At 70.5% G+C, this 23,472-nt stretch carries 25 protein-coding genes; 8 read left to right on the forward strand and 17 right to left on the reverse strand.

The window, feature by feature from the left end; all coding sequences use genetic code 11:
• Window positions 1-7: 7 nt before the first annotated feature.
• The 3 genes from ACE3OG_RS09580 to ACE3OG_RS09590 all read right to left on the reverse strand — a co-directional run bounded on the left by ACE3OG_RS09580 (window position 8) and on the right by ACE3OG_RS09590 (window position 2,718).
• The gene (locus ACE3OG_RS09580; RefSeq protein WP_374307990.1) at window positions 8-397 is read right to left on the reverse strand and encodes a hypothetical protein; all 390 of its coding nucleotides are present in this window, start codon (window positions 395-397) and stop codon (window positions 8-10) included.
• 209 nt (window positions 398-606) lie between these two features.
• Window positions 607-1,749: an LptF/LptG family permease gene (locus ACE3OG_RS09585; RefSeq protein WP_374307992.1), complete on the reverse strand. Its 1,143-nt coding sequence runs from the start codon at window positions 1,747-1,749 to the stop codon at window positions 607-609.
• A 63-nt stretch (window positions 1,750-1,812) separates the two neighbouring features.
• Entirely contained in the window at window positions 1,813-2,718 is a 906-nt protein-coding gene (locus ACE3OG_RS09590; RefSeq protein WP_374307994.1) for a hypothetical protein, read from the reverse strand.
• A 148-nt stretch (window positions 2,719-2,866) separates the two neighbouring features.
• On the opposite strand from ACE3OG_RS09590, the gene ACE3OG_RS09595 reads away from it, so the two are divergent.
• The 3 genes from ACE3OG_RS09595 to ACE3OG_RS09605 all read left to right on the forward strand — a co-directional run bounded on the left by ACE3OG_RS09595 (window position 2,867) and on the right by ACE3OG_RS09605 (window position 7,652).
• Window positions 2,867-4,156, forward strand: coding sequence for a glycosyltransferase (locus ACE3OG_RS09595; protein WP_374307996.1), 1,290 nt, complete (start codon window positions 2,867-2,869; stop codon window positions 4,154-4,156).
• Window positions 4,157-4,231: 75 nt separating this feature from the next.
• Window positions 4,232-5,638 carry an adenosylhomocysteinase gene (gene ahcY, locus ACE3OG_RS09600; RefSeq protein ID WP_374307998.1) on the forward strand — a complete coding sequence of 469 codons (1,407 nt, stop codon included), beginning with the start codon at window positions 4,232-4,234 and terminating at the stop codon, window positions 5,636-5,638.
• 187 nt (window positions 5,639-5,825) lie between these two features.
• Window positions 5,826-7,652, forward strand: a complete 1,827-nt coding sequence (locus ACE3OG_RS09605; RefSeq protein ID WP_374307999.1) for a DUF3300 domain-containing protein — start codon at window positions 5,826-5,828, stop codon at window positions 7,650-7,652.
• Here the strand turns inward: ACE3OG_RS09605 and ACE3OG_RS09610 are convergent.
• The 3 genes from ACE3OG_RS09610 to ACE3OG_RS09620 form a co-directional block, all read right to left on the reverse strand.
• Window positions 7,646-8,074, reverse strand: a complete 429-nt coding sequence (locus ACE3OG_RS09610) for a protease inhibitor I42 family protein (protein WP_374308001.1) — start codon at window positions 8,072-8,074, stop codon at window positions 7,646-7,648. The genes ACE3OG_RS09605 and ACE3OG_RS09610 overlap by 7 nt on opposite strands.
• 118 nt (window positions 8,075-8,192) lie before the next feature.
• Window positions 8,193-8,606, reverse strand: a complete 414-nt coding sequence (locus tag ACE3OG_RS09615; protein ID WP_374308003.1) for an EVE domain-containing protein — start codon at window positions 8,604-8,606, stop codon at window positions 8,193-8,195.
• Window positions 8,607-8,660: 54 nt separating this feature from the next.
• The gene (locus tag ACE3OG_RS09620) at window positions 8,661-9,656 is read right to left on the reverse strand and encodes an NAD(P)H-dependent glycerol-3-phosphate dehydrogenase (protein WP_374308004.1); all 996 of its coding nucleotides are present in this window, start codon (window positions 9,654-9,656) and stop codon (window positions 8,661-8,663) included.
• Between the two features lie 117 nt (window positions 9,657-9,773).
• Here ACE3OG_RS09620 and ybgC point away from each other — a divergent pair, with 117 nt between their 5' ends.
• The 5 genes from ybgC (at window position 9,774) to tolB (ending at window position 14,023) form a co-directional block, all read left to right on the forward strand.
• Window positions 9,774-10,196, forward strand: a complete 423-nt coding sequence (gene ybgC, locus ACE3OG_RS09625) for a tol-pal system-associated acyl-CoA thioesterase (RefSeq protein ID WP_374308006.1) — start codon at window positions 9,774-9,776, stop codon at window positions 10,194-10,196.
• 156 nt (window positions 10,197-10,352) lie between these two features.
• Complete coding sequence (gene tolQ, locus ACE3OG_RS09630; protein ID WP_374308008.1) at window positions 10,353-11,099, forward strand: protein TolQ; 747 nt, start codon at window positions 10,353-10,355, stop codon at window positions 11,097-11,099.
• Between the two features lie 25 nt (window positions 11,100-11,124).
• Complete coding sequence (locus ACE3OG_RS09635) at window positions 11,125-11,571, forward strand: biopolymer transporter ExbD (RefSeq protein WP_374308010.1); 447 nt, start codon at window positions 11,125-11,127, stop codon at window positions 11,569-11,571.
• Window positions 11,572-11,576: 5 nt separating this feature from the next.
• Window positions 11,577-12,677, forward strand: coding sequence for a cell envelope biogenesis protein TolA (locus tag ACE3OG_RS09640; protein WP_374308011.1), 1,101 nt, complete (start codon window positions 11,577-11,579; stop codon window positions 12,675-12,677).
• A gap of 14 nt (window positions 12,678-12,691) precedes the next feature.
• Entirely contained in the window at window positions 12,692-14,023 is a 1,332-nt protein-coding gene (gene tolB, locus ACE3OG_RS09645) for a Tol-Pal system beta propeller repeat protein TolB (RefSeq protein WP_374308134.1), read from the forward strand.
• Window positions 14,024-14,053: 30 nt separating this feature from the next.
• On the opposite strand, the gene ACE3OG_RS09650 is transcribed toward tolB, so the two are convergent.
• The 11 genes from ACE3OG_RS09650 to ACE3OG_RS09700 form a co-directional block, all read right to left on the reverse strand.
• Window positions 14,054-14,767, reverse strand: a complete 714-nt coding sequence (locus tag ACE3OG_RS09650) for a hypothetical protein (RefSeq protein WP_374308013.1) — start codon at window positions 14,765-14,767, stop codon at window positions 14,054-14,056.
• Window positions 14,764-15,318 carry a type II secretion system protein GspM gene (gene gspM, locus ACE3OG_RS09655; RefSeq protein WP_374308016.1) on the reverse strand — a complete coding sequence of 185 codons (555 nt, stop codon included), beginning with the start codon at window positions 15,316-15,318 and terminating at the stop codon, window positions 14,764-14,766. The genes ACE3OG_RS09650 and gspM overlap by 4 nt, the downstream gene beginning before the upstream one ends.
• Before the next feature lie 7 nt (window positions 15,319-15,325).
• Window positions 15,326-16,414: a PilN domain-containing protein gene (locus tag ACE3OG_RS09660; protein WP_374308018.1), complete on the reverse strand. Its 1,089-nt coding sequence runs from the start codon at window positions 16,412-16,414 to the stop codon at window positions 15,326-15,328.
• Between the two features lie 112 nt (window positions 16,415-16,526).
• Window positions 16,527-17,411: a general secretion pathway protein GspK gene (locus ACE3OG_RS09665; protein ID WP_374308020.1), complete on the reverse strand. Its 885-nt coding sequence runs from the start codon at window positions 17,409-17,411 to the stop codon at window positions 16,527-16,529.
• A complete protein-coding gene (locus tag ACE3OG_RS09670; protein ID WP_374308022.1) occupies window positions 17,408-18,160 on the reverse strand; it encodes a type II secretion system protein J in 753 nt (250 codons plus the stop codon). Before ACE3OG_RS09670 ends, ACE3OG_RS09665 begins: the two co-directional genes overlap by 4 nt.
• Window positions 18,157-18,582 carry a type II secretion system protein gene (locus ACE3OG_RS09675; RefSeq protein ID WP_374308024.1) on the reverse strand — a complete coding sequence of 142 codons (426 nt, stop codon included), beginning with the start codon at window positions 18,580-18,582 and terminating at the stop codon, window positions 18,157-18,159. The genes ACE3OG_RS09670 and ACE3OG_RS09675 overlap by 4 nt, the downstream gene beginning before the upstream one ends.
• Window positions 18,560-19,033, reverse strand: coding sequence for a type II secretion system protein GspH (locus tag ACE3OG_RS09680; protein ID WP_374308026.1), 474 nt, complete (start codon window positions 19,031-19,033; stop codon window positions 18,560-18,562). Before ACE3OG_RS09680 ends, ACE3OG_RS09675 begins: the two co-directional genes overlap by 23 nt.
• A complete protein-coding gene (gspG, locus tag ACE3OG_RS09685) occupies window positions 19,030-19,533 on the reverse strand; it encodes a type II secretion system major pseudopilin GspG (protein ID WP_374308136.1) in 504 nt (167 codons plus the stop codon). The genes ACE3OG_RS09680 and gspG overlap by 4 nt, the downstream gene beginning before the upstream one ends.
• Window positions 19,534-19,694: 161 nt before the next feature.
• Window positions 19,695-20,909, reverse strand: coding sequence for a type II secretion system F family protein (locus ACE3OG_RS09690; protein ID WP_374308027.1), 1,215 nt, complete (start codon window positions 20,907-20,909; stop codon window positions 19,695-19,697).
• Between the two features lie 159 nt (window positions 20,910-21,068).
• Complete coding sequence (locus tag ACE3OG_RS09695) at window positions 21,069-21,548, reverse strand: hypothetical protein (protein ID WP_374308029.1); 480 nt, start codon at window positions 21,546-21,548, stop codon at window positions 21,069-21,071.
• A gap of 153 nt (window positions 21,549-21,701) precedes the next feature.
• Window positions 21,702-23,381, reverse strand: a complete 1,680-nt coding sequence (locus tag ACE3OG_RS09700) for a GspE/PulE family protein (protein ID WP_374308031.1) — start codon at window positions 23,379-23,381, stop codon at window positions 21,702-21,704.
• Between the last annotated feature and the right edge of the window lie 91 nt (window positions 23,382-23,472).

Below are 23,472 nucleotides of genomic sequence, written 5' to 3' on the forward strand. Positions count from 1 at the left end.
CCGGCGCTCACCCTGCGAGCGTCTCCTCCAGCATGATGCGCGTCGAGCGCAGCGCGCAGATGAAGGCCTGCGACAGCGGCGACGGATGGTCGGCTTCGCAGGCGAACAGCGCCTGCGCCTGCGCCGGATCGGCGACGAGATCGCCGATCAGCGTCTCGTCGCTGGCTCGCGCGAGCGGGCAGCCGACGCACATCGACCGGTCGAGGCAGCGTTCGCACAGACGCATAACGCTGTCGAAGGCGGGCGCGAGAAGGCCGCAGTCGCTGCGCTCGAGCGCGCAGTAGAGGCTGGGCTGAGCGGGGAGGCCGCCGTCGCGGGCCGCGCGCCAGCTTCGCGCGGCTTCTGTGACGACGGCGCGCAGACGATCGGCGCGAGGCGCGCTGGCGAGATCTTGCATTCGCTTGCGTCCAAGGCGGCTGCGGCGTCCGCCCGAAAGCCGCAGATTTTCCGGATCGAGCGGACGCGCAAAACAAAGGATATGGAGCAAGAGCCCGGTCGAGGCCGGGCGCAAGGCGCTCCCAGAGCCTGAGCCTCGCACGTAACGGCGATGGACGCAACAACAATCTATTGAATTAGTAGAATTATAATCGGCGCTCGACCGGTCTCCTATCCAGGCGCTCCGGCCGGCGCGGCCGCCTCGGCGACCGCCGGAAATTCGGCGTTGAGCCGCAGGATCAGGATGACGGCGACGATGATCTCGAAGGCGATGGCGCCGGCCACGGCCCAGATCAGCGCCGGATTCTCGCGCACGAGCGATTCCGAGCCGACGAGAAAGGCGATGTGCAGCAGCGGCAGGACGAGGATGGTCGAGACGGTCGCCGCCGCGCCGCGTCCCGTCGCCGCGGCGACGCTCAGCACCAGCCCGATCGCGAACAGCGTGTGGCTGAAGGCGAGCAGGGGGATGAGGAAGCGCTTGGCCGCCTCGCTCATCCATTCCGCATAGCCGCGCTGGTCCCAGTTCGGATTGGGGCGCGCGCCCAGGAACTCGCCGAGCGGCAGTTCGAACACGCCGCGCCAGTCGCGCTTGGGCAGGCCGCCGGCGCCCTGCATGTCGACGGGAATGGCGTATTGCTCGAAATTGGCGTTGCGCATCGAGGTCGCGCCGGCCGGCAGCGTCTGGATCGAGCCGTGGTTCAGCGCGATCACGACGCCCGTCTCGTTGCGGCGAAACTCGGCCTCGTCGGCGTTGATGATCTGCTCCTCGTCCTTCTCGGCCGAATGCTGGTGGATGAACATGCCGGCGGCGACGTCGGCCGTCTTCCAGCGGCGGAAGAAGATCGTCCGCGCGCCCTTGTCGAAGGTGTAGAAATGCGCCGGCTCGAGCATGCGGTGATTGAGCGAGTTGCGGATGACGTGGATCACGTCGTGCATCTGGCCGACGTAGGACGGCGCGAAATAGCAGGAGAGCGCGTAGCCCGCGGCGACCCCGCCGAGCGCGACGATCGCCGCCGGCTTGCAGATCGCCCAGACCGAAAGGCGCATCGAATAGAGCACCGCGATCATGCCTTCCGAGGCCATGCGCGAGAATTCGAGCGCGACGGCGACGCTGACGGCGAGCGGCAGGGCGAGGAACATCGCCGTCGGCAGCGTGCCGAGCAGCGCCGGCCACAGGAGGCCGCCGCGCACCGCCGCCGCCGGCAGGGTCTGGAACAACGAGGTCATCACCAGCGGCACGCACAGGAGCGCTTCGAACAGAAGCGCCGCGAGAGCGATGCGCCTGGCGAAATAGCGGGTGAGCAGCGGCGGCATGCGTGCGCCTTCAGCCTGCGGCGCGGCGACGCCCTGCGCCGCAGGCGCAAGGCGCGCGGCGTTTCACGAGCGCGAGGAGGCCGCAAGGCGCGCCTGCGCCTTGCGGGCGTAGTCGAGCCACGCCGCGTCGAACACGCGGCGCTTGGGGAGCGACACGGCGCCGGCCCAATGAGCGAAGAAGATGCGGTTCTTCGCGCCGTCGAGCGGCAGGCCGTCGGCGTCGAAGGTCACGTCCTGCGCCTTGTAGAAGCTCTCGTCCGAGGCGCCTTCGACGCGCTCGGCGAGCGAGGCGATCTTGAGGCCGCGCCGGTGCGTCACGAAATTGGACAGCGGCTGGGCGAACAGCATGCCGTGCTTGCGCACATCGTGGAAGATCGCCTCGTCCTGGTCGATCACCTCGAAGAAATGCTGAAGCGCCAGGATCTTGTTCGAGGTGATGAAGAAGCCGTCGTTGAACAGGCGCACGTCCTTGAGGAAATCATATTTGTCGCGGCGCCTGTTGTAGACATATTCCTCGCTGGTCGAGGCCATGATGAAGTCGGCCGCGCCCGGCTCTAGGCGGCCGAACAGCTCGGCGACGTCGCGGAAAAGGACGGTGTCGACGTCGATGTAGAGCACCTCGTCGAGCGGCAGCGCGAGCGACATGAACTTGCGCAGCCGCCGCCGGTGTCCGGGAAAGAGCGGGTAAAGCCGGCTCGCGAGCCTGTCGAGCTCGCGCGAGTCCTCGGTCACGAGATGGACGCCGTAGATCTCGCAGGCGCGCCGCGTCAGCGACAGGTTGTCGTCATAGGGAATGAGATAGAGAGGCGTCGAGGAGCTCGTCTCCTTGTAGCTCTCGAGGAAGGGCAGCAGCCAGTCGGCGATCTTGTCGTTGGCGACGACGGCTACGCCCCGCGCCGGAGCGGCCTGCGCCCGCGCCGCCTTCCGTTCCGTCCCCTCGGCCGCCAATTCTGTCGTCGGATCGGTCACGCGAAGTCCCGGTTTGGCGCGCCGGACGAGCCCAGTCTGCGCGCGGCCTCAAGCCAAAACGCGGCCCTCATAGCGCACGGCGCGGATGAAGTAAAATCGCGCCGGCGGCCGATAGGCATCGGCTTCGAGAAGCTCTATGAGGTCGGCGATGAGCGAATTTCCGCCAAAGGACGCCGCCGCGATCGATCAGGCCGAGGCCGCGCCCCCGCGCCCGCTCGCCGGCGCCTGCGTTCTCATCGTCCATCCCGCCTGGCACTCCTGCGGCAGCCATCAGGTGTTCGTCTCGCAGGCGGCCGCCTATCGGGCGCTCGGGGCGCGCGTCGTCACCCTCGCGCTCGCCGACTCGCCGGGCTCCGTCGCCGGCTCGGGCGCGCAAAAGGCCTATGACGCCGCGACCCGAGACCTCCTCGCCGACCGGCGCTTCTATTCCGGGATGCCGCTCGGCCGCGTGGCGCGGCCCTCCTTCCTCGGCGCCGCGCAGGCCTGGCTGCACGGCGACTTCGCCCGCATCCTCGTCGAGAGCGCGCGGCTCGCGCCGATCCCGGACGGGCTCGAGGAGGAGGAGCGCATCGACCTCGTCCATTGCAATCATTTCTTCTGCATGCCGGCCGCCGTCGAGATCCGGCGCCGGCGCGGCGCGCCGATCGTCGCCGACACGCACGACCTGCAGGCGCGCCAGTACGCGCTGCGCAACGAGCGCGGCTGGACGCTGCCGCCCGCCGCGCGCTTCGACGACATGCTCGCCGTCGAGCTCGCCGAGCTCGCCCGGGCCGACGCGCTGATCCACCTCAACGACGAGGAGGCGGCGAGCTTCAGGATGCTGCTGCCGCAAAACCGCCACGAGCTGATCTATCCCGCCGTGGCGCCGACCCCGGCCGGATGCGGCGGAGGCGACCTGATCCTCGTCGCCAGCGCCAACTACGCCAATTACCTCAGCGTCGAATGGCTCCTCGAGGAGGTCATGCCGCGCGCCGGCGACGTCGAGATCAGGATCCTCGGCAACATCGACCGCGAGGCGCGCGCCCGCGCTCCCGCGCTGGCGCGCCGCTTCGAGCGCTTCTTCCTCGGCCGCGTCGACGACCTCGGGGCGGCTTACGCCAGCGCCCGCGCCGTGCTGCTGCCGACGACGCAGGGACACGGAATCTCGATCAAGACCATCGAGGCGATGTCCTGCGGTGCGCCGCTCGTCGCGACGCCGCACGCCTTCCGCGGCATGCGGCTCGATCCCGCTTCGCTCGGCAATGTGACGCTCGCCTCCGACGCCGCGAGCTTCGCCGCGGCGCTGCGGCGCGCGCAGGCGGCGGCCTCTGGAGCGGACGAGGATCGCGCCGCGGCGCCGACGCGGCGCGCTTACGAGGCGCATTTCTCCTTTCCGGCCTATCGCGACGCGCTTTGGCGCCTCGCCGCCTGCGTCATGCCGGCTCGCGCAAGCATATAAAGACTTGCTTATGTCTTTATTGCATTGGGCCGGCGACGCTGTTATAGGAGGCGGCGAAGAATTGCGGAGCGCGCCATGACCCATGCCCCGAACGACTACGCCGTCGCCGACATCTCCCTCGCCGGCTGGGGCCGCCGCGAGCTCGACATCGCCGAGACCGAGATGCCCGGCCTGATGGCGCTGCGGGCGGAGTTCGGCCCGAGCCAGCCGCTGAAGGGCGCGCGCATCGCCGGCTCGCTGCACATGACGATCCAGACGGCGGCGCTGATCGAGACGCTGAAGGCGCTCGGCGCCGACATCCGCTGGGCCTCCTGCAACATCTACTCGACGCAGGACCACGCGGCCGCCGCGATCGCCGCCGCCGGCGTTCCCGTCTTCGCGCGCAAGGGCGAGAGCCTCGTCGACTACTGGGAGTACACCCACAAGATCTTCGAGTGGGACGACGGCGGCGCGCCGAACCTCATCCTCGACGACGGCGGCGACGCCACCATGCTCGTGCATCTCGGCCTGCGCGCCGAGCAGGGCGATACGGCCTTCCTCGACAAGGCCTCGAACGAAGAAGAGGAAGTGCTGTTCGCGGCGATCAAGCGCCGCCTCGCCTCGAGCCCGGGCGTCTATACGAAATACGCGCAGGCCATCAAGGGCGTCTCCGAGGAGACGACGACCGGGGTGCATCGCCTCTATCTGATGGAGAAGGAGGGCAAGCTCCTCTGGCCGGCGATCAACGTCAACGACTCGGTCACCAAGTCGAAATTCGACAATCTCTACGGCTGCCGCGAGTCGCTCGTCGACGGCATCCGCCGCGGCACCGACGTGATGATGGCCGGCAAGGTGGCGATGGTCGCCGGCTTCGGCGACGTCGGCAAGGGCTCGGCCGCCTCGCTGCGCAACGCCGGCGCGCGTGTGCTCGTGTCCGAGGTCGATCCGATCTGCGCCCTGCAGGCGGCGATGGAGGGCTATGAGGTCACGACCATGGAGGACGCCGCGCCGCGCGCCGACATCTTCGTGACCGCGACCGGCAACGTCGACGTCATCACGCTCGACCATATGCGGGCGATGAAGGACCGCGCCATCGTCTGCAACATCGGCCATTTCGACTCCGAGATCCAGGTCGCCGGCCTGCGCAACTTCAAGTGGGAGAACGTCAAGCCGCAGGTCGACGAGATCGAGTTCCCCGACGGCAAGCGCATCATTCTCCTGTCCGAGGGCCGGCTCGTGAACCTCGGCAACGCCACCGGCCACCCGTCCTTCGTGATGTCGGCCTCCTTCGCCAACCAGACGCTGGCGCAGATGGAGCTGTGGGCGAAGCAGGGCGAGCTCGAGCGCAAGGTCTACACGCTGCCGAAGCGCCTCGACGAGAAGGTCGCGGCGCTGCACCTCGGCAAGATCGGCGTCAAGCTGACGCAGCTTTCGGCCGAGCAGGCGAGCTACCTCGGCCTGCCGCAGGAAGGGCCGTTCAAGCCGGACCATTACCGCTACTGAGGCTTGAGATTTTCCATCGGGAAAGGCCGTCCGCAAGAGCGGCCTTTTTGTTGACGGCGCGGATTTCTCCATGCTTCTCCGTCGCTCATTTCTGTTCCGATGCTATAGGCTGACCCAAATCCGTCCGCGGAGACCGAGAGTCGATCCGCAAGGCGTTCGTCGAGCCATAACGGCGCCGGGAGAAAACATGTCGCAAACGCGCTCGCCCCTCCATCGCTGGGCTCGGGCCAGCCTCTCCTTCGCGCTCGCCGCGGCGCTCGCCGCAGCTCCCGCGCTCGCCGAGGCGCAGAGCGGGGCGGCCTCGCCCCCGGCCGAACCCTCGCCCCCAGCCGAATCCGCGCCGCCCGCCGCGCCTGAACCCGCGCCCCCGTCTTCCGCGACTCCCGCCGCGCCTGCGTCCTCCGCCGCCCCGCAAGAGCCGGCGCCAGCCGCTGACGCCCCTTCGGCGCCCGCGGCTCCGGCGACAGCCGCCGCGCCGGCGGCTCCTGACCAGTCACGCTTCAGTCACGACGAGCTCCTGAAGCTGGTCGCGCCGATCGCCCTTTATCCCGACCCGCTGCTCGCCCAGCTGTTTCCCGCGAGCGCCTATCCGCTGCAGATCGTCGAGGCGCAGCGCTGGCTCGACAAGAACAAGGCGGCGGTCAAGAAGAAGGATTTCTCCGGCGTCGACAAGAAGACGTGGGATCCCTCGGTCAAGGCGCTCGCGCGCTTTCCCGACGTCATCGCCAAGCTCAACGCCGATCTGACCTGGACCGGCGACCTCGGCGACGCGATCGTCAACCAGCCGCAGGACGTCGCGGCCGCGATCCAGGAATTGCGCGCGAGGGCCGAGAAGTCCGGAGCGCTCAAGACGACGCCGCAGCACACCGTCAAGCGGGTGACCTCGACGGCGCCGACCGGCGAACAGACCGACATCGTCATCATGCCGACGGATCCTTCGACGATCTACGTCCCGACCTATGATCCGGGCCTCGTCTACGGCGAGACGTCGATCGTCGCGCCTCTCGTCACCTTCGGCGCCGGCGTCGCGCTCGGCGCGCTCGCCACGGGGGCGTACTGGAACTGGCGGAGCGGGGCGATCTATCCGCCCGTGTGGGGCGGCTATCCGGGCTGGCGACCGCCCTATCCGGGCTGGCGGCCGGGCATGCCTCCGCCCCCCGGCGGCTTCCCGCCCGGCCAGCCGCCGGGCGGTCCGGGCGGCCCGTGGCGCCCGGGCGGCGATTATCGTCCGGGGCAGGGCAACAAGCCGGGAATTGGCCGGCCGGGCGGCCCCGGCGGCGTCGGCAGGCCCGGAGGGCCGGGCGGCGTCGGCGGTCCGGGTGGAATCGGAAAGCCCGGGGGACCGGGCGGCGTCGGTGGTCCGGGTGGCGTTGGCAAGCCCGGAGGACCGGGAGGCGTAGGCAAACCCGGCGCCGGCAGACCGGGCGCAGGCAAGCCTTCTCGTCCCGGCGGCGGCGCAAGGCCCGGAGCGCGGCCTGGAACTCGTCCCGTCGGCGCGAGGCCGGCTGCGCGTCCCGCGGGGCGGCCTTCGCCGGGCCCGGCCATGCGTCCCGGCGGCGGCCGAGGCGGCGGCTACGCCGGCCCTCGCGCCGGCGGCTATCCGGGCGGCGGGCGTCCGGCTTACGCCGGCGGCGGCCGGGGCGGATTCCACGGCGGAGGCGGTGGGCGAGGCGGATATCACGGCGGCGGAGGCCGCGGCGGATATCACGGCGGGGGCGGCCGGGGCGGCGGGCGTCGTTCAGACATGCGCCTCAAGCACGACATCGTCCTGCTCGGACGCCTGAACGACGGGCTGGGCTTCTACCGCTTCGTCTACAACGGCGGGCGCGTCGCCTACGTCGGCGTCATGGCGCAGGAAGTCGAGACGGTCATGCCGGAGGCCGTCACGCGCGGCGCGGACGGCTATCTGCGCGTGTCCTACGAGCGGCTCGGAGCGCCGTTCGAGACCTATGAGCGGTGGGTCGCGAACGGATCGCATCTGCCGGACGTAAGGCGGCGCGGCGCAAGCTACTGAGCGGGCGCGATCTTCAGGGTCGCGCCGAAGCGCTTGACGACTGAAGGCTCGCCCTCCCACGGGCGCCACAGCTTCAGGGAGATCGTCGTCGTCCCGGCCTCGCGCGGGCGGATCGTCCAGATGGCTTCGCCGCCCGCCCCGACCATGCCCGACTTCGCGGTGAACGGGCCCTGTTCGACCTCGACCAGCTCGGCGTCGAAGGGCTCCAGCGTCCAGGAATAGCCGGTCGAGGGATTTTCCGGCAGGCGCAGCACGATCGCCGAGCCGACGCGCGCGGGAACCTCGCCGCCGTCGTCGGCCTCGGTCATGATCTTCTGGCCGTATCTCTCGCCCGTGCGCGCGGCGGGCGCGAGGAAGAAGATCGCCGCCAGCGCGCCGATCGCCGACGCGGCGACGCTCAGGCTGACGTATTTGCGTTTCATCGCGCGAGCATAGCAGACCGTGCGACGCGCGTCAGACTTTGCTCGGAACCGTCTGGAAAATCGTTCCCATCCTGAAGAGCCGCGGACGCGGCGTCTCGAAGGACGACGAAACAGTCTCTCAGACGCCGCCCATCGCGCACACGATCTTCCATTCTTCGTCCGTCACCGGCTGGACGGAGAGGCGCGACTGCTTCACGAGCGCCATCTCCTCGAGGCGCGGCTCGTCTCTGATCGCCTTGAGCGCGACGGGCGTCTTCAACGGCTTCACCGCGGCGAAGTCGACCATGCCGAAGCGTCCGCTCTCGTCGGAAGGGTCGGGATAATAGGGCTTGACGACCTTGACGATCCCGACGATCTCCTTGCCCTCGTTGGAGTGGTAGAAGAACGCCCGCTCGCCGACCTTCATCGCCATCAGGTTGAGCTTGGCCGAATGGTTGCGCACGCCGTTCCAGAACGTGCCCTTTTCGCCCGCCGCGACCTGCTGGTCCCACGACCATTTCGACGGCTCGCTCTTCACCAGCCAATGCGCCATGCGTCCGCCTCCCGCGCGGCTCGACCGCAAGCTGCGCCGTGGGACTATAGCGCCTCAACCTTCCGGTTTCGAGGGTCGGGCGAGCAGCTCGGCGATGGCCTCGTCGACGCCGACGCGCTCGGCGAGCACCGCGTCGACGGCGGCGGAGATCGGCATGTCCACCTCGGCCGCCCGCGCGAGGTCGAGCATCACGCCGCAGGTGAAGGCGCCTTCCGCGAGCCCCGTCTTCTCCGTCGCCTCCTCGACGCTCGCGCCTTCGCCGAGGGCGAAGCCGAAGGAGAAATTGCGCGACATCGCCGAGCCGCAGGTGAGCACGAGGTCGCCGAGGCCCGAAAGGCCGGCGAGCGTCGCCGGCTCGGCGTCATAAGCGCGCCCGAAGCGCGACAGCTCGGCGAAGCCGCGGGCGACGAGCGCCGCCCCCGCGCTGGCGCCGAGGCCGCGTCCGGCGGCGACGCCGCTCGCGATGGCGAGCACGTTCTTGGCCGCGCCGCCGATCTCGACGCCGCGCACGTCGCTCGACGAGTAGACCCGGAAGGTCGGGCCGGCGATCATCGCCGCGAGCGCTGCGGCGACCACGCCGTCGCGGGCGGCGAGCGTCACCGCGGTCGGCAGGCCGTGCGCGACGTCCCTGGCGAAGCTCGGGCCGGACAGGATCGCCGCAGGGGAGCGCGGCATGACCTCGTTGACGATCTCCGTGACGAAGCGGCCCGTGCCGCGCTCGATGCCCTTGGCGCAGACGACGACGGGCGGCGCGCCCTCGACGAGGGGGGCGATCGCCGTCAGCGTCTCGCGCAGCGCCTGCGTCGGGACGGCGGCGAGGATGACGTCGGCCTTCGCGGCGGCGGCGGGATCGGCTGTCGGCGCGACGTTGGAGAGCAGCGGCACGCCGGGCAGGCGGCGCGCGTTGACGCCGGTCGCCGCCATCTCGACGACATGCCCGGGATCACGCGCGCAGAGCAGCACGCGCGCGTCCTCGCCGCGCGCGGCGAGATTGGCGAGCGCCGTGCCCCAGGCGCCTGCTCCCAGCACCGCCACGACGCGAATAGCCATTCTCGTTCCGCTCCGACTCGCCTCAACGCTCTAGATGCCGCCAAACGCCGTCGACCGGCAAGGGCGGCGCGGCTATGGTCGCGCCCGGTCACGGGACTTTTTCCAGGGGATTCGTCCATGCAGGCGGAATCGGGCGGCCCGCCCCCGGGGCGCATCGGCGTGCGCGTCTATTATGAGGACACCGATTTCTCCGGCGTCGTCTACCACGCCTCCTACCTGCGCTTCCTCGAGCGCGGACGCACCGAGTTCCTGCGCGCGCGGGGCGTCGGCCATCGCGAGCTGTTCGAGGCGGGGGCCGGCGTTCACTTCGCCGTGCGGGCGATGACCATCGACTTCCGTCGCCCGGCGCTCATGGACGACCTGCTCGAGATCGAGACGGCGCTGGAGGCGGTCGGCGGCGCCTCCATCGACATGCGCCAGATGGTTTTTCGCGGGGGAGAGGCGCTCGTTTGCGCGAACGTGCGGGTCGCAGTCGTCGCGGGAGGGCGCGCGGCGCGCCTGCCGGAGGATTTGCGGCGCAGGCTTTCGGGGACCGGCTAACCGGGCGTTAACCGAGTTCGCCGCTAGATGCGGGAAGGCGCGCCGCGCATAAGCCGCAGAAATGACCGATTCGCGGGCCAGAAGTCAGGCTTGCGCACTGACTTGACCCAAGGCTGGCGCTTTTGGCGCCTTAGGGCCGACAAGGACGAAATTTCAATGAATCCTGCCGATATCGCGGCGACCGGCGCCGCCGCCGCCGGCCTCGCGCCGGGCTCCGAGATCACTTTGTGGTCGATGTTCTGGTCGGCGCATATCGTCGTCAAGATCGTCATGATCGGCCTGCTCGCCGCCTCGGTGTGGTGCTGGGCGATCGTCGTCAACAAGGTGCTGCAGCTGCGCCGCACGCAGAAGGCGATGAACCAGTTCGAGGACGCCTTCTGGTCGGGCGCCTCGCTCGACGACCTCTACCAGACGGTCTCGCAGCGTCCCGCCCCGGGCACGGCCACCCTGTTCGTCGCGGCGATGCGCGAATGGCGCCGCTCCGCCTCGACGGCCGCGCATTCCTCCTTCATGGGCCTGCAGGCGCGCATCGAGAAGGTGCTCGACGTCTCCATCGCGCGCGAGGTCGAGAAGCTCGAATCCAATCTCCTCGTGCTGGCGACGGTCGCCTCGGCGAGCCCCTTCATCGGCCTGTTCGGCACGGTCTGGGGCATCATGAGCTCGTTCCGCTCGATCGCCGCCTCGCGCAACACCTCGCTCGCCGTCGTCGCGCCGGGCATCGCCGAGGCGCTGTTCGCCACGGCGATCGGCCTCTTCGCCGCCATTCCGGCGCTGATCGCCTACAACAAGCTGCAGGGCGACGTCGCCAAGAAGCAGGCGCAGCTCGAAGGCTTCGCAGACGAGTTCTCCTCGATCCTGTCGCGGCAGATCGACCAGCGCGCCGCGCACGACCAGGCCGCCTGAACGGCGAAGCGGAAGGAGCGATCCCATGGCGATGGCGACGATGGCGAGCCGCAAGAGCGGACGCGGACGGCGCGGCGCGCCGCGCGCCCGACCCCTCGTTGACCGCAACAAGACGCCGGTCATCGACGTCATGGGGGTGCTGCGCCACATCGTCATGGTGGCCGCGCCCCTGCTCGCGACCGGCGTGCCGATCGACCTGCCGCAGACCAAGGCGGCCGCGCTCAACATCGAGCAGAAGCCGCTCTCCGTCGCCGTCGACGACAAGGGCGCGATCTTCGTCATGGACGAGCCGGTGGAGGCGGGCAAGCTCGCCGACAAGCTCAGGGAGATCGCCAAGGCCGGCGCCGACGAGCGCATCTACGTGCGCGGCGCCAATCAGGTGAACTACGGCAAGATCGCCGAGGTGATGTCGATCATCACGGGCGCGGGATTCAAGAAGGTCGCGCTCGTCACCGATCCGAGCAAGTCCTGACGGCGATGTCCCTGCGCGACGCCATGTCCCTGCGCGAGGCTCCCGGCGCGGCGGTCTCGGGCGCCGCGCATCTGGCGCTGCTGGCGGCGATGCTGTGGTCGTTCTCGGGCGCCGCAAGCGTCGAGGACGCGCAGGAAGCCATCCCGATCGAGACGCTGACCGCCTCGCAGTTCAACGAGATCATGAAGGGCGAGAAGACGGGCAAGCTCAGCCAGACGCCGCGCCTGCGGGCCGAGAAGCGCGCCGAGGCTTCCGAGCCCAAGCCCGTCTCGGCGCTTGCGCCCGGGAAGATCGACGTCCCCACGCCGCCGCCGCGCGGCAAGCCGGTCGAGGACCCCGGCCACGCCGAAGAGGCGAAGCCTGCGCCTGCGCCGACGCCGCCGGAGCGGCCGGTCGAAACGGCGAAGCTCGAGGCGAAGCCCGAGCCGAAGGCGGAAGCGAAGCCGGAGCCCGTCAATCCGGACGCCGAGGCGCTGGACAAGAAGCCTGTTCCAAAGCCGAAGGTCGAGGCGAAAAAGCCCGTCGAGCCGCCGAAGAAGCCCGAGCCTAAATTCAAGCCGGACGAGGTCGCGAAGCTTCTCGCCGAGAAGAAGCCCGACGAGCCGAAGCCCGATCAGAAGCCCGCGCCGAAGCCGCGGTCGGGCGAGGCCGACGCCGATCCCTCGCAGAAGTTCGACGTCGGCGCGATCAGCCGCCTTCTCAACAAGGACGCGCCGCAGCGCAAGGCGGCGACCGGGCGCGACCTCGCGCAGACGGCTTCGCTCGGCGCGCCCAACGCCAGCGCGGCGCGGATGGCGCCGTCGCTGTGGGCGCAGCTCGACGGCCTGCTGCAGGACCAGTACCGCCATTGCTGGACTTTCGTCGGCCTCGCCGGGCAGGAGAAATATGTGCCGCAGATCCGCGTGCAGCTGGCGCAGGACGGCTCGCTCGTCGGCCAGCCCGAGCTTCTCAACCCGCCGCCGGACCCGAACCTGCGCAGCCTCGCCGAAAGCGCGCTGCGCGCGACGCGGCGCTGCAATCCGCTGCGCATTCCCGCGCAGTTCCAGCCCTATTACGAGCAATGGAAGGGCCGGATCGTCCGCTTCGATCCTGAGGACATGCTTTGAACGAGCCTGAATTCATCGTTTCGCGCCGCGCCGTCGCGTTGGCCCTCCTTTGCGCCTGCGCCGCGGCGCCTCTGGCGACGCTCCTGCCGCCTCTCCCCGCCGCGCGCGCGCAGGACCGCGTGCTCGACGTGCGGCGCGGCGACTTCACGCCGGTCGTCATCGCGGTCGCCCCGTTCGGCGGCGACGCCGGTCCGGCGGCGCAGGTCAGCGGCGTCATCGTCAACAATTTCAAGCGCTCGACCTTCCTGTCGCCGCTCGATCCGGCGAGCTTCGCCGGGACGAGCCTCAATCCCGACCAGACGCCGGACATGGCGCCGTGGCGCGCGCTCAACGCGCAGTTTCTCGTCACCGGGCGCAGCAAGCGCAACCCCGACGGGCGCCTGCAGACCGAGTTCCGCCTGTGGGACGTCGCGACGGGCCAGCAGACGGCTGGCCAGCAATATGTGACCGATCCGAACAACGTCCGCCGCGTCGCGCATATCATCTCGGACGCGATCTTCACCCGCGTCACGGGGGAAGGCGGCTTCTTCGACACGCGCGTCGTCTTCGTCGACGAGACGGGGCCGGCGGAGCGCCGGCGCAAGCGCCTCGCCATCATGGACCAGGACGGCGCGAACGTACGCTACCTCTCGCGCGGCGACGACCTCGTGGTGACGCCGCGCTTCTCGCCGTCCTCGCAGGACGTCACCTACATGTCGTTCGGCTCGGCCGATCCGAAGGTGCTGCTGCTCAACATCGAGACGGGCCAGCGCGAGGTCGTCGGCAATTTTCCCGGCATGACCTTCGCGCCGCGCTTCTCGCCGGACGGGCAGCGCATCGTCATGTCGCTGGCGCAGGGCGCGGCGACCAACCTCTACGCCATGGACGTCAGGTCGCGCACCACGACGCGGCTCACCGATTCCGGGGCCATCGACACCTCGCCGTCCTATTCGCCCGACGGGACGAAGATCGTCTTCGAATCCGACCGCGGCGGCACGCAGCAGCTTTACGTGATGCCTGCGGGCGGCGGCGGAACGCCGCAGCGCATCTCCTTCGGCGAGGGGCGCTATTCGACTCCGGTCTGGTCGCCCAAGGGCGACTTCATCGCCTTCACCAAGCAGAAGGGCTCGACCTTCGCCATCGGCGTCATGCGGCCGGACGGCTCGGGCGAGCGCATCCTGACCGAAGGCTTCCACAACGAAGGGCCGACCTGGGCGCCGAACGGGCTGTTCCTGATGTTCTTCCGCGACCCCGGCGGCTCGAGCGGCCCGAAGCTCTACATGATGGACGTGTTCGGCCGCAACGAATTCACCGTGCCGACGCCGAGCTACGCCTCCGACCCGACCTGGAGCCCGCTGCTCAACTGAGCGGGCGCCGGAGCGCTCAGGCGCGCACGTTCACTCGAAAGACTCTTCCGCCGCGTTACGCGGCCGGTTCAGCCGCGAATGACGCAGCGGCGACGGCGGGGGGCGCACGCCGGGCCGTATGTCCGGAGGCTGGTCGAGGGCGGCGACCGCGTTTTCCGACGGCGAATTGAGGTCGGCGTCGCGTGGGGCGAGCTCGAGCGTCGCCTGCCGCTCCTCCCGCTCGACCACCGCGAGCCGCGGCTCGACCGAACGCACGGTCCAGCCGTCCTGCGCGTCCTCGCCGACGCGCGCGCGCGTGATTTTGCCGGAGGGGTCGGAAAACAGGCCGATCTCCACCCCTTCGCCATGGACGACGCCGATCAGCTTGAACTGCGGCGGCTCGGGCTCGGCCGGCGGGGGCGGGGGAGGCGGCGGCGCCTCGGGCGCGGCGGCGGCGACCGCCCGCGGCGGCGGCGGGCGGCGGGAAGGCGAGAACAGCGGGCGCTCGCGCGTCGCGCCGAGCTCGTCGAGAGAGACGGCGGACAGCGGATTGATCGCGCTCGCGCGCGGACGATAGGCCGGACGCTCCGCGGCCGCTTCGGGCGCCGCTTCTTCGGCTTCTTGCGCGGGCCCGGCCGGAGCGGCGCGCGCGGGAGCCATGGCGCCAGGCGCGAAGAGGTCGTTGCGCGAGGCGTCGGCCTTCGGCGCGGCCTGCGCCGCGGCGAGCGGCAAGGCGAGCGCGAGGAGGGCGGCCGCGCGCCTCACTTGCGCACCTGCCATTGCCCGGCGACGTCGATCTGCACGCGCATCTTCCTTCCTTCCGCAGCGGACTGCGCCCCCGCGCTCAGCGGCGACTGGACCACCAGCTGCTCGACGAACAGCAGCGGCGCGCCCGCCTCAAGATCATACAACAAAGGCTGCAACGCGTCTTGCGCCACCTCGAAATTCGTCGAGACGAGAACGAATCCCTCGTTCGCCTGCGAACCCTGCAGGTCGATCTGCGACGACAGCACGTTGCCGCCCGCCGCCGTCACCGCCTCCGCGACGCGCCGCTGCAGGTCGGCGCCGGCGACGGTCACGGTCGGCCCGTCGAGGAAAGGCGAACCCGGATCCTCGCCGCTCTCGCCGCCTGCGGGCTTGCGCGCGGCGAGAGCGGCGAGCCGCTCCTGCGCGCCGCGATAGTCCGCATAAGAGTCGGCGAGGCCCGCGAGCGTCGTCCACAGCGTCGCCGCCAGCAGCAGCGCCGCCCCCGCATAGGCGGCGAGCGCAAGGGCGCCGGAGCGCGTGAAGCTTTTCCTGAGGCCGTCGAAAGTCATCGCCGCCTCACCGTTCGGACGGGCGCGCGAGGCCCGGATTGACATGCGCCTCAATGAAGAAATGCTGGCGCGTCTCGGACGGCGACTTGGTCGTCGGCGCGTAGAACACGGCGTGCGCGAAGCGCTTCGAGCGCTCGATGAGGCCGATCAGCGCGCTGGCGTCGCTGGCGATCCCGGCGAGCTGAACCTTGTCGCCCTGAAGGCGCAGCTCCGTCAGATAGGCGTCGTCGGGCAGGATGCGCGACAATTCGTCGTAGACGAGCACGGCGGGCGCGCCCTCGCTCTTGCGCTGGCGCAGGGCGCCCGCGGCGGCGCTCGTCGCGTCGTCGCTGCGCATGAGCGCGGCGCGCCGGCTTCTGATCTCCCCGGCGATCTCCTCCTGGCGCGACTGGAGCGCTTGCGTGACGAAGCTCGAGGCGACGAGGGCGAGCGCGCAGGCGAGGCCGAGCCCGACGAGGGCGCCGGTCAGGATGCGCTTCAGCCCGCGCGCGTCGAGCGCGCCGCCGAGCTGCTGCTCCATCACCCGGATGGCGTCGCCTTCGGCCGGCGCGGCGGGCGCGGCGCTGATCACCAGCGTCTCGACGCCGAGGCCGCGCGCCGCCTCTACATAGGGCGAAAGCACGCGCTTCGAGGTGGCCGCGACAGTGACCAGCATGCGCTCGCCTGCGGTCTCGCGCTCCGGCCGGAAGCCGAAGGCGGCCTCGGCCGGGCTCCAGGGCGTCAGGCGGTCGATCTGCGAGCGCACGATGCCTTCGAGGAAATCGGCGGCGCGGCGCGGCAGTTGCAGCGGGCGGAACAGGAAGCGGTCGGAGCGCAGGGCGAGCTCGACCCGCGCGCCCGAGAGGGCGGCCGCAAGCGCTGGGGCGCGGTCGCCGACGAGGGCGCCGTTCTCGAAGCGCGCCCGGCCGCCGGCGGCGGCGAGGTCGGCGCGCGCGGGCGCGGGCGACTGCGCGGCGAGGAGGAAGGAGCCGTCGGCCTCCTCGACGAGGCGCGCCGCCTTCTGCGGCCGCAGGCCGCGCATGACGCCGAGGATGGCGTCGGCGGTCTCGTCGAGCCAGCGCGAGGCTTTGGCGGAAACGGCGTCGAAGGCGTTCATCTGCGGCCCCGTAGGGGACAAATCGCGCCATTTTGCGTCATGCGCGCCCTTAAATCATTAGCGCCGCCATGCCCGCCGGGCCTTGCGCGAAAGCACATCGGCGACGTCGGCCTCACAGCGCGCCGTCGAAATCGTCGCGCCAGAAGAGAATCTTATAGGGGTCGGCGTCCTTGTCGGCGAGCAGGATGACGGCTTCGGCGCGTATCCGCCGGCCGGAGGAAACGCGCGCGTCGACCTTCACGCGCATCGTCTTGCCCGGCTCGGCCGCGACGTTCTCGGAGGCGCGCCCGAGCAGGCTCTGCAGCGCCTTCATCGGAACCGCGCCACGCTGGTCGAGCACCGCGGCGGCGGCGTCCGGGGAGAGGTTCGGGAGGGCCTGGATCACCATCGGCTCGGCGGCGAGCACGTCGACATGCGGCCCGCCGCTGAACACGGTCACATAAGGCAGGGCCGCCGCGACGATGTCGGGCGGCAGGTTGAGGACGAAGGGCAGCTCGGCGAGCGACTGGAACGGCGCCTCGCGCGGCAGGTAGCCGGCGCCGGCGTCCTTGTAGAGGTCGCCCTCCTTGTCCTGGTTCGCTACTTGCCCCTTCTTGCGCCAGCCGATCACCCGGTCGGCGTAGGATTCGGCGTCGTCGGGCTTTGCGCCGAGCGCCGCGAAGAGCCCGACGAGCAGCGGCTTCGGCGCGGCGTTGAGGTCGATCCGCGCGGCCTCGTTGCGGAATTCGACTTTGGCGCGGCCGCCGCCGAGCTCGAACGAGAAGTCGCCGACGCTGCGCCAGTCGTTCTCGCCGCGTCCCTGCGCCTGCAGCGCGACGAGCTCCAGCGCCGAGACGACCAGCGCCTCGGCCTGCAGCCGGTCGGAGGAGACGCGCGCGGACACTGCGGTCGTCGCCGCGTAATAGGCGAAGACGCCGGCGAAGGCGGCGAGCGCCGCGAGAATCCACAACACGGCGACGATGATGAAGCCGTCGTCGCCGCGGGCGGGCGCCCTCACAGCGTCGCCCCGCGCGGCGCGCCCGATCCCGGCGAGCGCTCGGCGTCCGCCGGCTGGCCGCCGCTCTTGTCGTCCTTGGGCTGCGCGCCGAGGCAGTTGGCGTCGCCGCCGATGACGCAGGCCGGCGCCTCGACATGGAGCAGCACGGCGGTCGAGGCGGCCGCGACCTCGCCCGCGCCGTCGCGCACCGTTATCCTCACCGCCGTGGGAAGGCTCGTCGGGTTCGACCACCGGTCCGCCCAGGCGCGGTCGGGCCCGGCGTAGCCGAAGGAGACTTCGAGCGGCGGGCGCAGCAGCAGGCTCGAATCCTCGAATTCGAAATCGTCGGAGTTGGCGGAAACGCTCGTCTTCGGCGTGAAGCGCGCGCGCGAGCGCTTGAGCCCGTCGTCGTCCGCCGCATAGCGGACGATTTCGAGGCCCCCGGGGCCGGCGCCGGCCGGCGCCGGGCCGAGCGGGGAGCGGGTGAAGGTGACGGATTTCTCCGCCCCGTAGAACAGCGCGCCGTCGCCGCCTATGGGCGTGACGAATTGCGCCGCGGCGAGGTCGGCGGCGACCCGGTCGAGCGCGAGCCCGACGAGCTCGGCCCGTTCGAGCTTGTCGAAGCCGTAGCGCCAGCGCGGCAGCCATTGGCCGGCGACGACCGCGACGACCGACATGATGAAGGCCGCGAGGGCGAGCGCGACGAGCGCCTCGATCAGGGAGAAGCCCGCCTGACCCGCGGCGCGGGCGCGGATTGCGCGGACGGTCATGGCGTCACGACCGGGACGAGCCGCAAGGTTTCGATCTCCATGGCCGAACCGGACCCGCCGGCGATGCGCAGAACGAGCTTTTGCGGCGTCCACATCGCCGGCTCCCTGGCGGAGCGGGGCGGCGAGGGGTCGGGGATCGGCGTGGAGCGCAACGAGAAGTCGAGGCCGTTCATCTGCCCGGAGATGTCGGCGTCGACGAGGCGCGCGCGCTCCGGCAGCGCCGTCTCGACCTTGCGCAGGGTCGAGACGATCGCGAGCCGCTCGTCGACGCGGCGCACGGCGCGCAGGCTCGACGCGACGAGGGCGCCGATGGCGGAAAGGCATATTCCGACGACGGCGAGGGCGACCAGCGATTCAACGAGGGTGAAGCCGTCTTCGCCTGCGTCGGGACGTCTCGCCTTAAAACGTCTTCTTGGGGACAATTTCGACGCCTCCGGTCAGCCAGGCGACGCGCACCTCGAGCGTTTCGCCAAGGCGCGACAGGGAGATCGTGCCGCCGCAGGAGAGGCCCGAGGGGAAGAAGGAGATCGTCGAGCCTGCGTCGCGGCCGCCGCAGCTTTCGGCGAGAAGCGCGCTGAAGGCTATGTCGGGCGGCGCCGTCACGACGCGCCCGCCGGAGCCCGAGCGGATCACGTGGCCGATCGGGTCGATCGCCGTCGAAACCGTCTCGCCGCCGCGCATCGCCGCGACGCGGTCGGCCTTGAGCAGGGCCGCCGCCGCCGTCGCCACGGCGTAGAATTGCGCCCGCGAGGCGCCGCGCGGCATCGCCGGCAGCGCGACGGCGGCGATCAGCGCGACGATGGCGACGATGCAGACGACTTCCAGCAGGGTGAAGCCGGCCTCGCCGCATGTCTCGTCGTGCCGGAGGATCATCGCCGTTCGGCTTTCTTCACGGTGCCGATCTCGGTGCTCTTTATGTCGGCGGCGAGGCCCGCGCCGCCCTCCTGTCCGTCGGCGCCGTAGGAGGTGATCTCGTAGGGCGCGCGGTCGGCCGGGGAGCGGTAGACATAGGCGTGGCCCCACGGGTCGAGCGGCACGCCATTGCCCTTGAGGTAGGGGCCGTTCCAGGCGCTCGCGCCGCCAGGGCGCTGCACCAGCGCGTCGAGGCCCTGAGCGCTCGTCGGATAGCGGCCGTTGTCGAGGAAATAGAGGTCGAGCGCGCCGGCGAGGCTCTCGATCTGGATCGTCGCCGCCTTGACCTTCGATTCCGAGAGATAATTGAGCACGCGCGGCCCGACGAGGCCCATGATCAGGCCGATGATGGTGATGACGACGAGAATCTCGACGAGGGTGAAGCCGGCCTCGCCGGTCCGCGGCCCCGCGGCGCGGGCGCGCCGACGGGTGGCGAACCGGAGAAGGGACGCGCTGAGCATGTTCATGGCCGATCTCTCATGGCTGCGCCGCGGCCGCCGCGGCCGCGCCGTGCGCCTGTTATATAAACGCTTCCTGACAATCCAATGCGTCTAAACAATGAGCCTCGCCCGCAGCTTGCGACGCTCACATTTTCGCGCGCGGGGCCTGCGCCTCCCTGTCGTCAGCCGACGACCTGGCTCACCGACATGAGGGCGGTCATGATCGAGACGATCAGCCCGCCGACGATGAGGCTGATGAACACGATCGCCGCCGGGCCGATGATCCCGACGACGCGGTCGAGGCTGCGCTGCAGCTTGACCTCGTAATAGCCCGAGACGCGCTCGGCGAGCAGGGGAAGCTGGCCCGATTCCTCGCCGAGCCGCAGGGTTCGCGCCGCCATCGGCGGCAGGGCCTTCGTCTCGTTCAGCGCCTCCGAGAGCTTGCCGCCGTGGCGCACGAGATCGACGGTCCTGGCCCAGGCCGGCGAGCCGCCCGCCGCGCTCATCATGTCGGCGAGGATGCGCAGGCTCGCCGTCAGCGTGACGCCGGCGCCGAGCAGCACGCCGAGGTTGCGGCAGAACAGCGAGGTCTGGTGGTAGCTCATCACCTCCCTGACGTAGGGCAGGCGGGCGAGGCCGCGCAGCAGCGTCGCGCGCACGCCCGGCCGGCGCAGGATCAGGAAGGCGCCGAGCCCGACGCCGGCGAGGGTGAGGCCGATGGCCGCCTTGTTGGCCGAGAAGAAATCCGACAGCGACAGGAACGTGCTCACCACGGGATCGAGCTTGGCGTTGAAGTCGCGCAGCACCGCGCCGAACTGCGGCAGCACGAAGGTCAGGAAGAACAGCAGCACCGCGCCCGCCGCGGCGAGCACGAAGGCCGGATAGCGCAGCGCGTCGGTGACCTTGCGCCGCAGCCCCTCGGCGCGCGCGCGCTCGGAGGCGAGCGCCTCGAGCACGGGCGCGAGATTGCCCGAGGTTTCGCCGACGCGCACGAGCGCGACGTACATGGGCGCAAAGAGGTCGGGGTGGCGCGCGAGCGCGTCGGCGAAGCTGTCGCCGCCCAGAATGGCGTCGACGAGCTTGGCGATGGTCGGCCGCAGCCGTCCGACGTCGGCGTCGGTCGCGACGAGCTCCAGCGCCTCGTTGATGCGCGCGCCGGTGCGCAGCAGCAGCGCGAGGTCGCCGGTGAAGAAGGTGATCTCCTCGAAGCGCGGCTTGACGCCGAAGCTGAGGCCGAAGCGCGCGCCGGCCGAGCCCTTCTTCTCGGGCGCGGCGTCGACGAGGATGAGGCCGAGATATTCGACCCGCATCACGACCTCGGCCGCGCTCTCGGCCGCGATCACGCCGCTGACCATCTCGCCGGCCTGGGTCATCGCGGAGTAGCGGAAATTGGTCATGGCTTTCGATTCTGTGAAAGAACGTCGACTCGACGCGGCGCGCGCGATCGGTCCCTTTTCGCATTCCGCGAAGGCGTCCCATCGCAGCATAGCCGAGCGAAATCCGCCTGCCCATGATTTCCGCGCCGCGTAAGCCGAAAGCGCCCGTCGAGGCGGCGCTCACGACGCCTTGCGCGCGCGCTCCTCGATCGCGCGGCCGAAACGCTCCAGCTCCAGCGCGTAGCAGAAAAGCGCGAACAGCAGCGTCATCACGCCCAGGGTCTTGGCGATCGCCCGCCCGGGCGGCGGCGGCGCGTCGAGTTGCGGCGCATGATGGAAGAAGAGCGCCGAAAACAGCGCGCCGCCGAAGAAGAAGCTGACGCGGCCGGCGAACATCACGACATGGCCCGCGACCGCGCCGCCCCGGAGCGCCGCGACCGGCATATGCCTGCGCCTCGTCCAGTAGCAGCCCTGCGTCGCGAGCGTCGCGGCCAGCGCCATGACCGCCGTCGACGTCTCCAGAGGCTGGGGCTCGCCGGATCGCGAGACGATTTGCTGGAAGAGGGGAAAGACGACGGCGAGGAGCGCGCCGGCGGCGGTGTGAACCGCGAGCAGGGTGAGATAGGCGGACGGCCGCCAGACGTCGGGCCCCGGCGTCACGGCGCGTCGTCGCCGCGGGCGTGGATCAGGTCGCCGACGCCGCGCGCGATCAAGTCCGTCGCGAGTGAACGGCCGACGATCATCCTCCCGGCTCATGATCCCGACGGCTTGCGTCGCCTTGAGGAGAAAGAGGTTTTCGCCTGAGCCGGCGCCCTATCTGATCGTCGTCACGCGCAGCACCTCGGCCGTCGAGGTGACGCCGGCGCGGCATTTGGCCACCGCGTCCTCGACCATGGTGACCATGCCGGCGCGGCGGGCGGCGGCGTCGACGCCGCCCGCGTCGGTGTTGGGCCCGACCAGCTCATAGGCCTCGCCGCGAAGCTCGAGGATCTCGAAGATGCCGTTGCGCCCACGGTAGCCCGTGCCGCCGCAACGTTCGCAGCCCGCCGGCTCGTAGATGGCGTCGCCGCAGGAGAGGCCGAGCGCGGACAGACGGGGGTCCGCTTCAAGGTCCTCCGCGCCCAGCACGCGCTTCTTCTTGCAGCGCTCGCACAACACGCGCACGAGGCGCTGGGCGATCACCGCTCTCAACGTGGACTTGAGGAGAAAGCCCTCGACGCCGAGGTCGAGCAGGCGCGGAATGGCGGCGGCGGCCGATTCGGTGTGCAGCGTGGTCAGCACCAGATGGCCGGTCAGGGCGGCGTTGACGGCGATGCTCGCGGTCTCCGAATCGCGCACCTCGCCGACCATGATGACGTCGGGGTCCTGGCGCACGAAGGCGCGCATCGCCGAGGCGAAGGTGAGGCCGATCGAGGCCTTGACCTGGCTCTGGTTGACGCCCGGCAGCTCGTATTCGACCGGATCCTCGATGGTGAGGATTTTTCGCGAGGGCGTGTTGAGGATCGACAGCATGGTGGCGAGCGAGGTCGTCTTGCCGCTGCCGGTCGGGCCGGTGACGACGATGAGCCCGTGCGGCAGCTCGAGCAGCCGCGCCAGAATCTTCTCGTCGCGCGTCGAGAGGCCGAGCTTTGCGACGTCGAGCAAGCCGCGGTCTTGCGGCAGCAGGCGAAGCACGGCCGATTCGCCATACTGGGTCGGCATGGTGGCGACGCGCATGTCGATGTCGGAGCGTCCGATCCGCTGGCGCGCGGCGCCGTCCTGGGGCAGCCGCCGCTCGGCGATGTTGAGCCCGGCGAGAATCTTTATGCGCGACAGGATGGCCTGAGGGGACGCCTCGGCGGGCGCCGGCACCTGCCGCAGGAGGCCGTCGACGCGCATGCGCACGGTGAGCGCGTTGCGGAACGGCTCGATGTGGATGTCGCTCGCGCGCAGCTCCATCGCCTTCTCGAACAGGTCGTTGACGGCGCGCACCACCGGCGCGCCGCTCGCAAGGTCGCGCAGGCTCTCGATGTCGTCCTCGCCGCCTCCGCCGGCGTGGCGCTCCTCCTGCGCCGGCGCGTCGGCGCCGAGGCGCTCGGCGAGCGCGATGGCGATGTCCTCGAACGAGGCGACCGCGATCTCGACCGGACGGCCGAGCACGATCTCGGCGGCGCGCACGGCGGCGGTCTCGCTCGGATCGGCGAGCGCGAGGCGCGGCGCTCCGTCCTCGCCGGAGAAGGGGAACACGCTGGTTTCGCGCAGGAAGCGCGAGGAGAAGCGATCGGCGAGCGACGGGGCGGCGACGAGCTCGGGCAGGCCGAGACGCGGCGCGCCATAAAAATGCGCGACTTCATCGGCAAAGCCGTTCGCTGAAAGTTCCGTCGCCTCCCAGATCTTGCGCAAGGTCGGCTCGCCGCCCTCGGCCGAGGCGAAGCTGGCGAGCGAGGCGTCGGCGGGCAGGTGGTTCTTTTGAGCGAGGCGCCGGGTGAATTCGTCCAGAAGATGAGAGGTCATCGTTTGCGTCCGACCGTGGAACCGCCGCAGGCTGATTGTAAAGCCGTCCGACGCGCGTCATGAGCGCAAGGTCACGTCGGAGCCGGCTTCG

This window comes from Methylocella sp., from assembly GCF_041905455.1.
GTDB lineage: Bacteria > Pseudomonadota > Alphaproteobacteria > Rhizobiales > Beijerinckiaceae > Methylocapsa.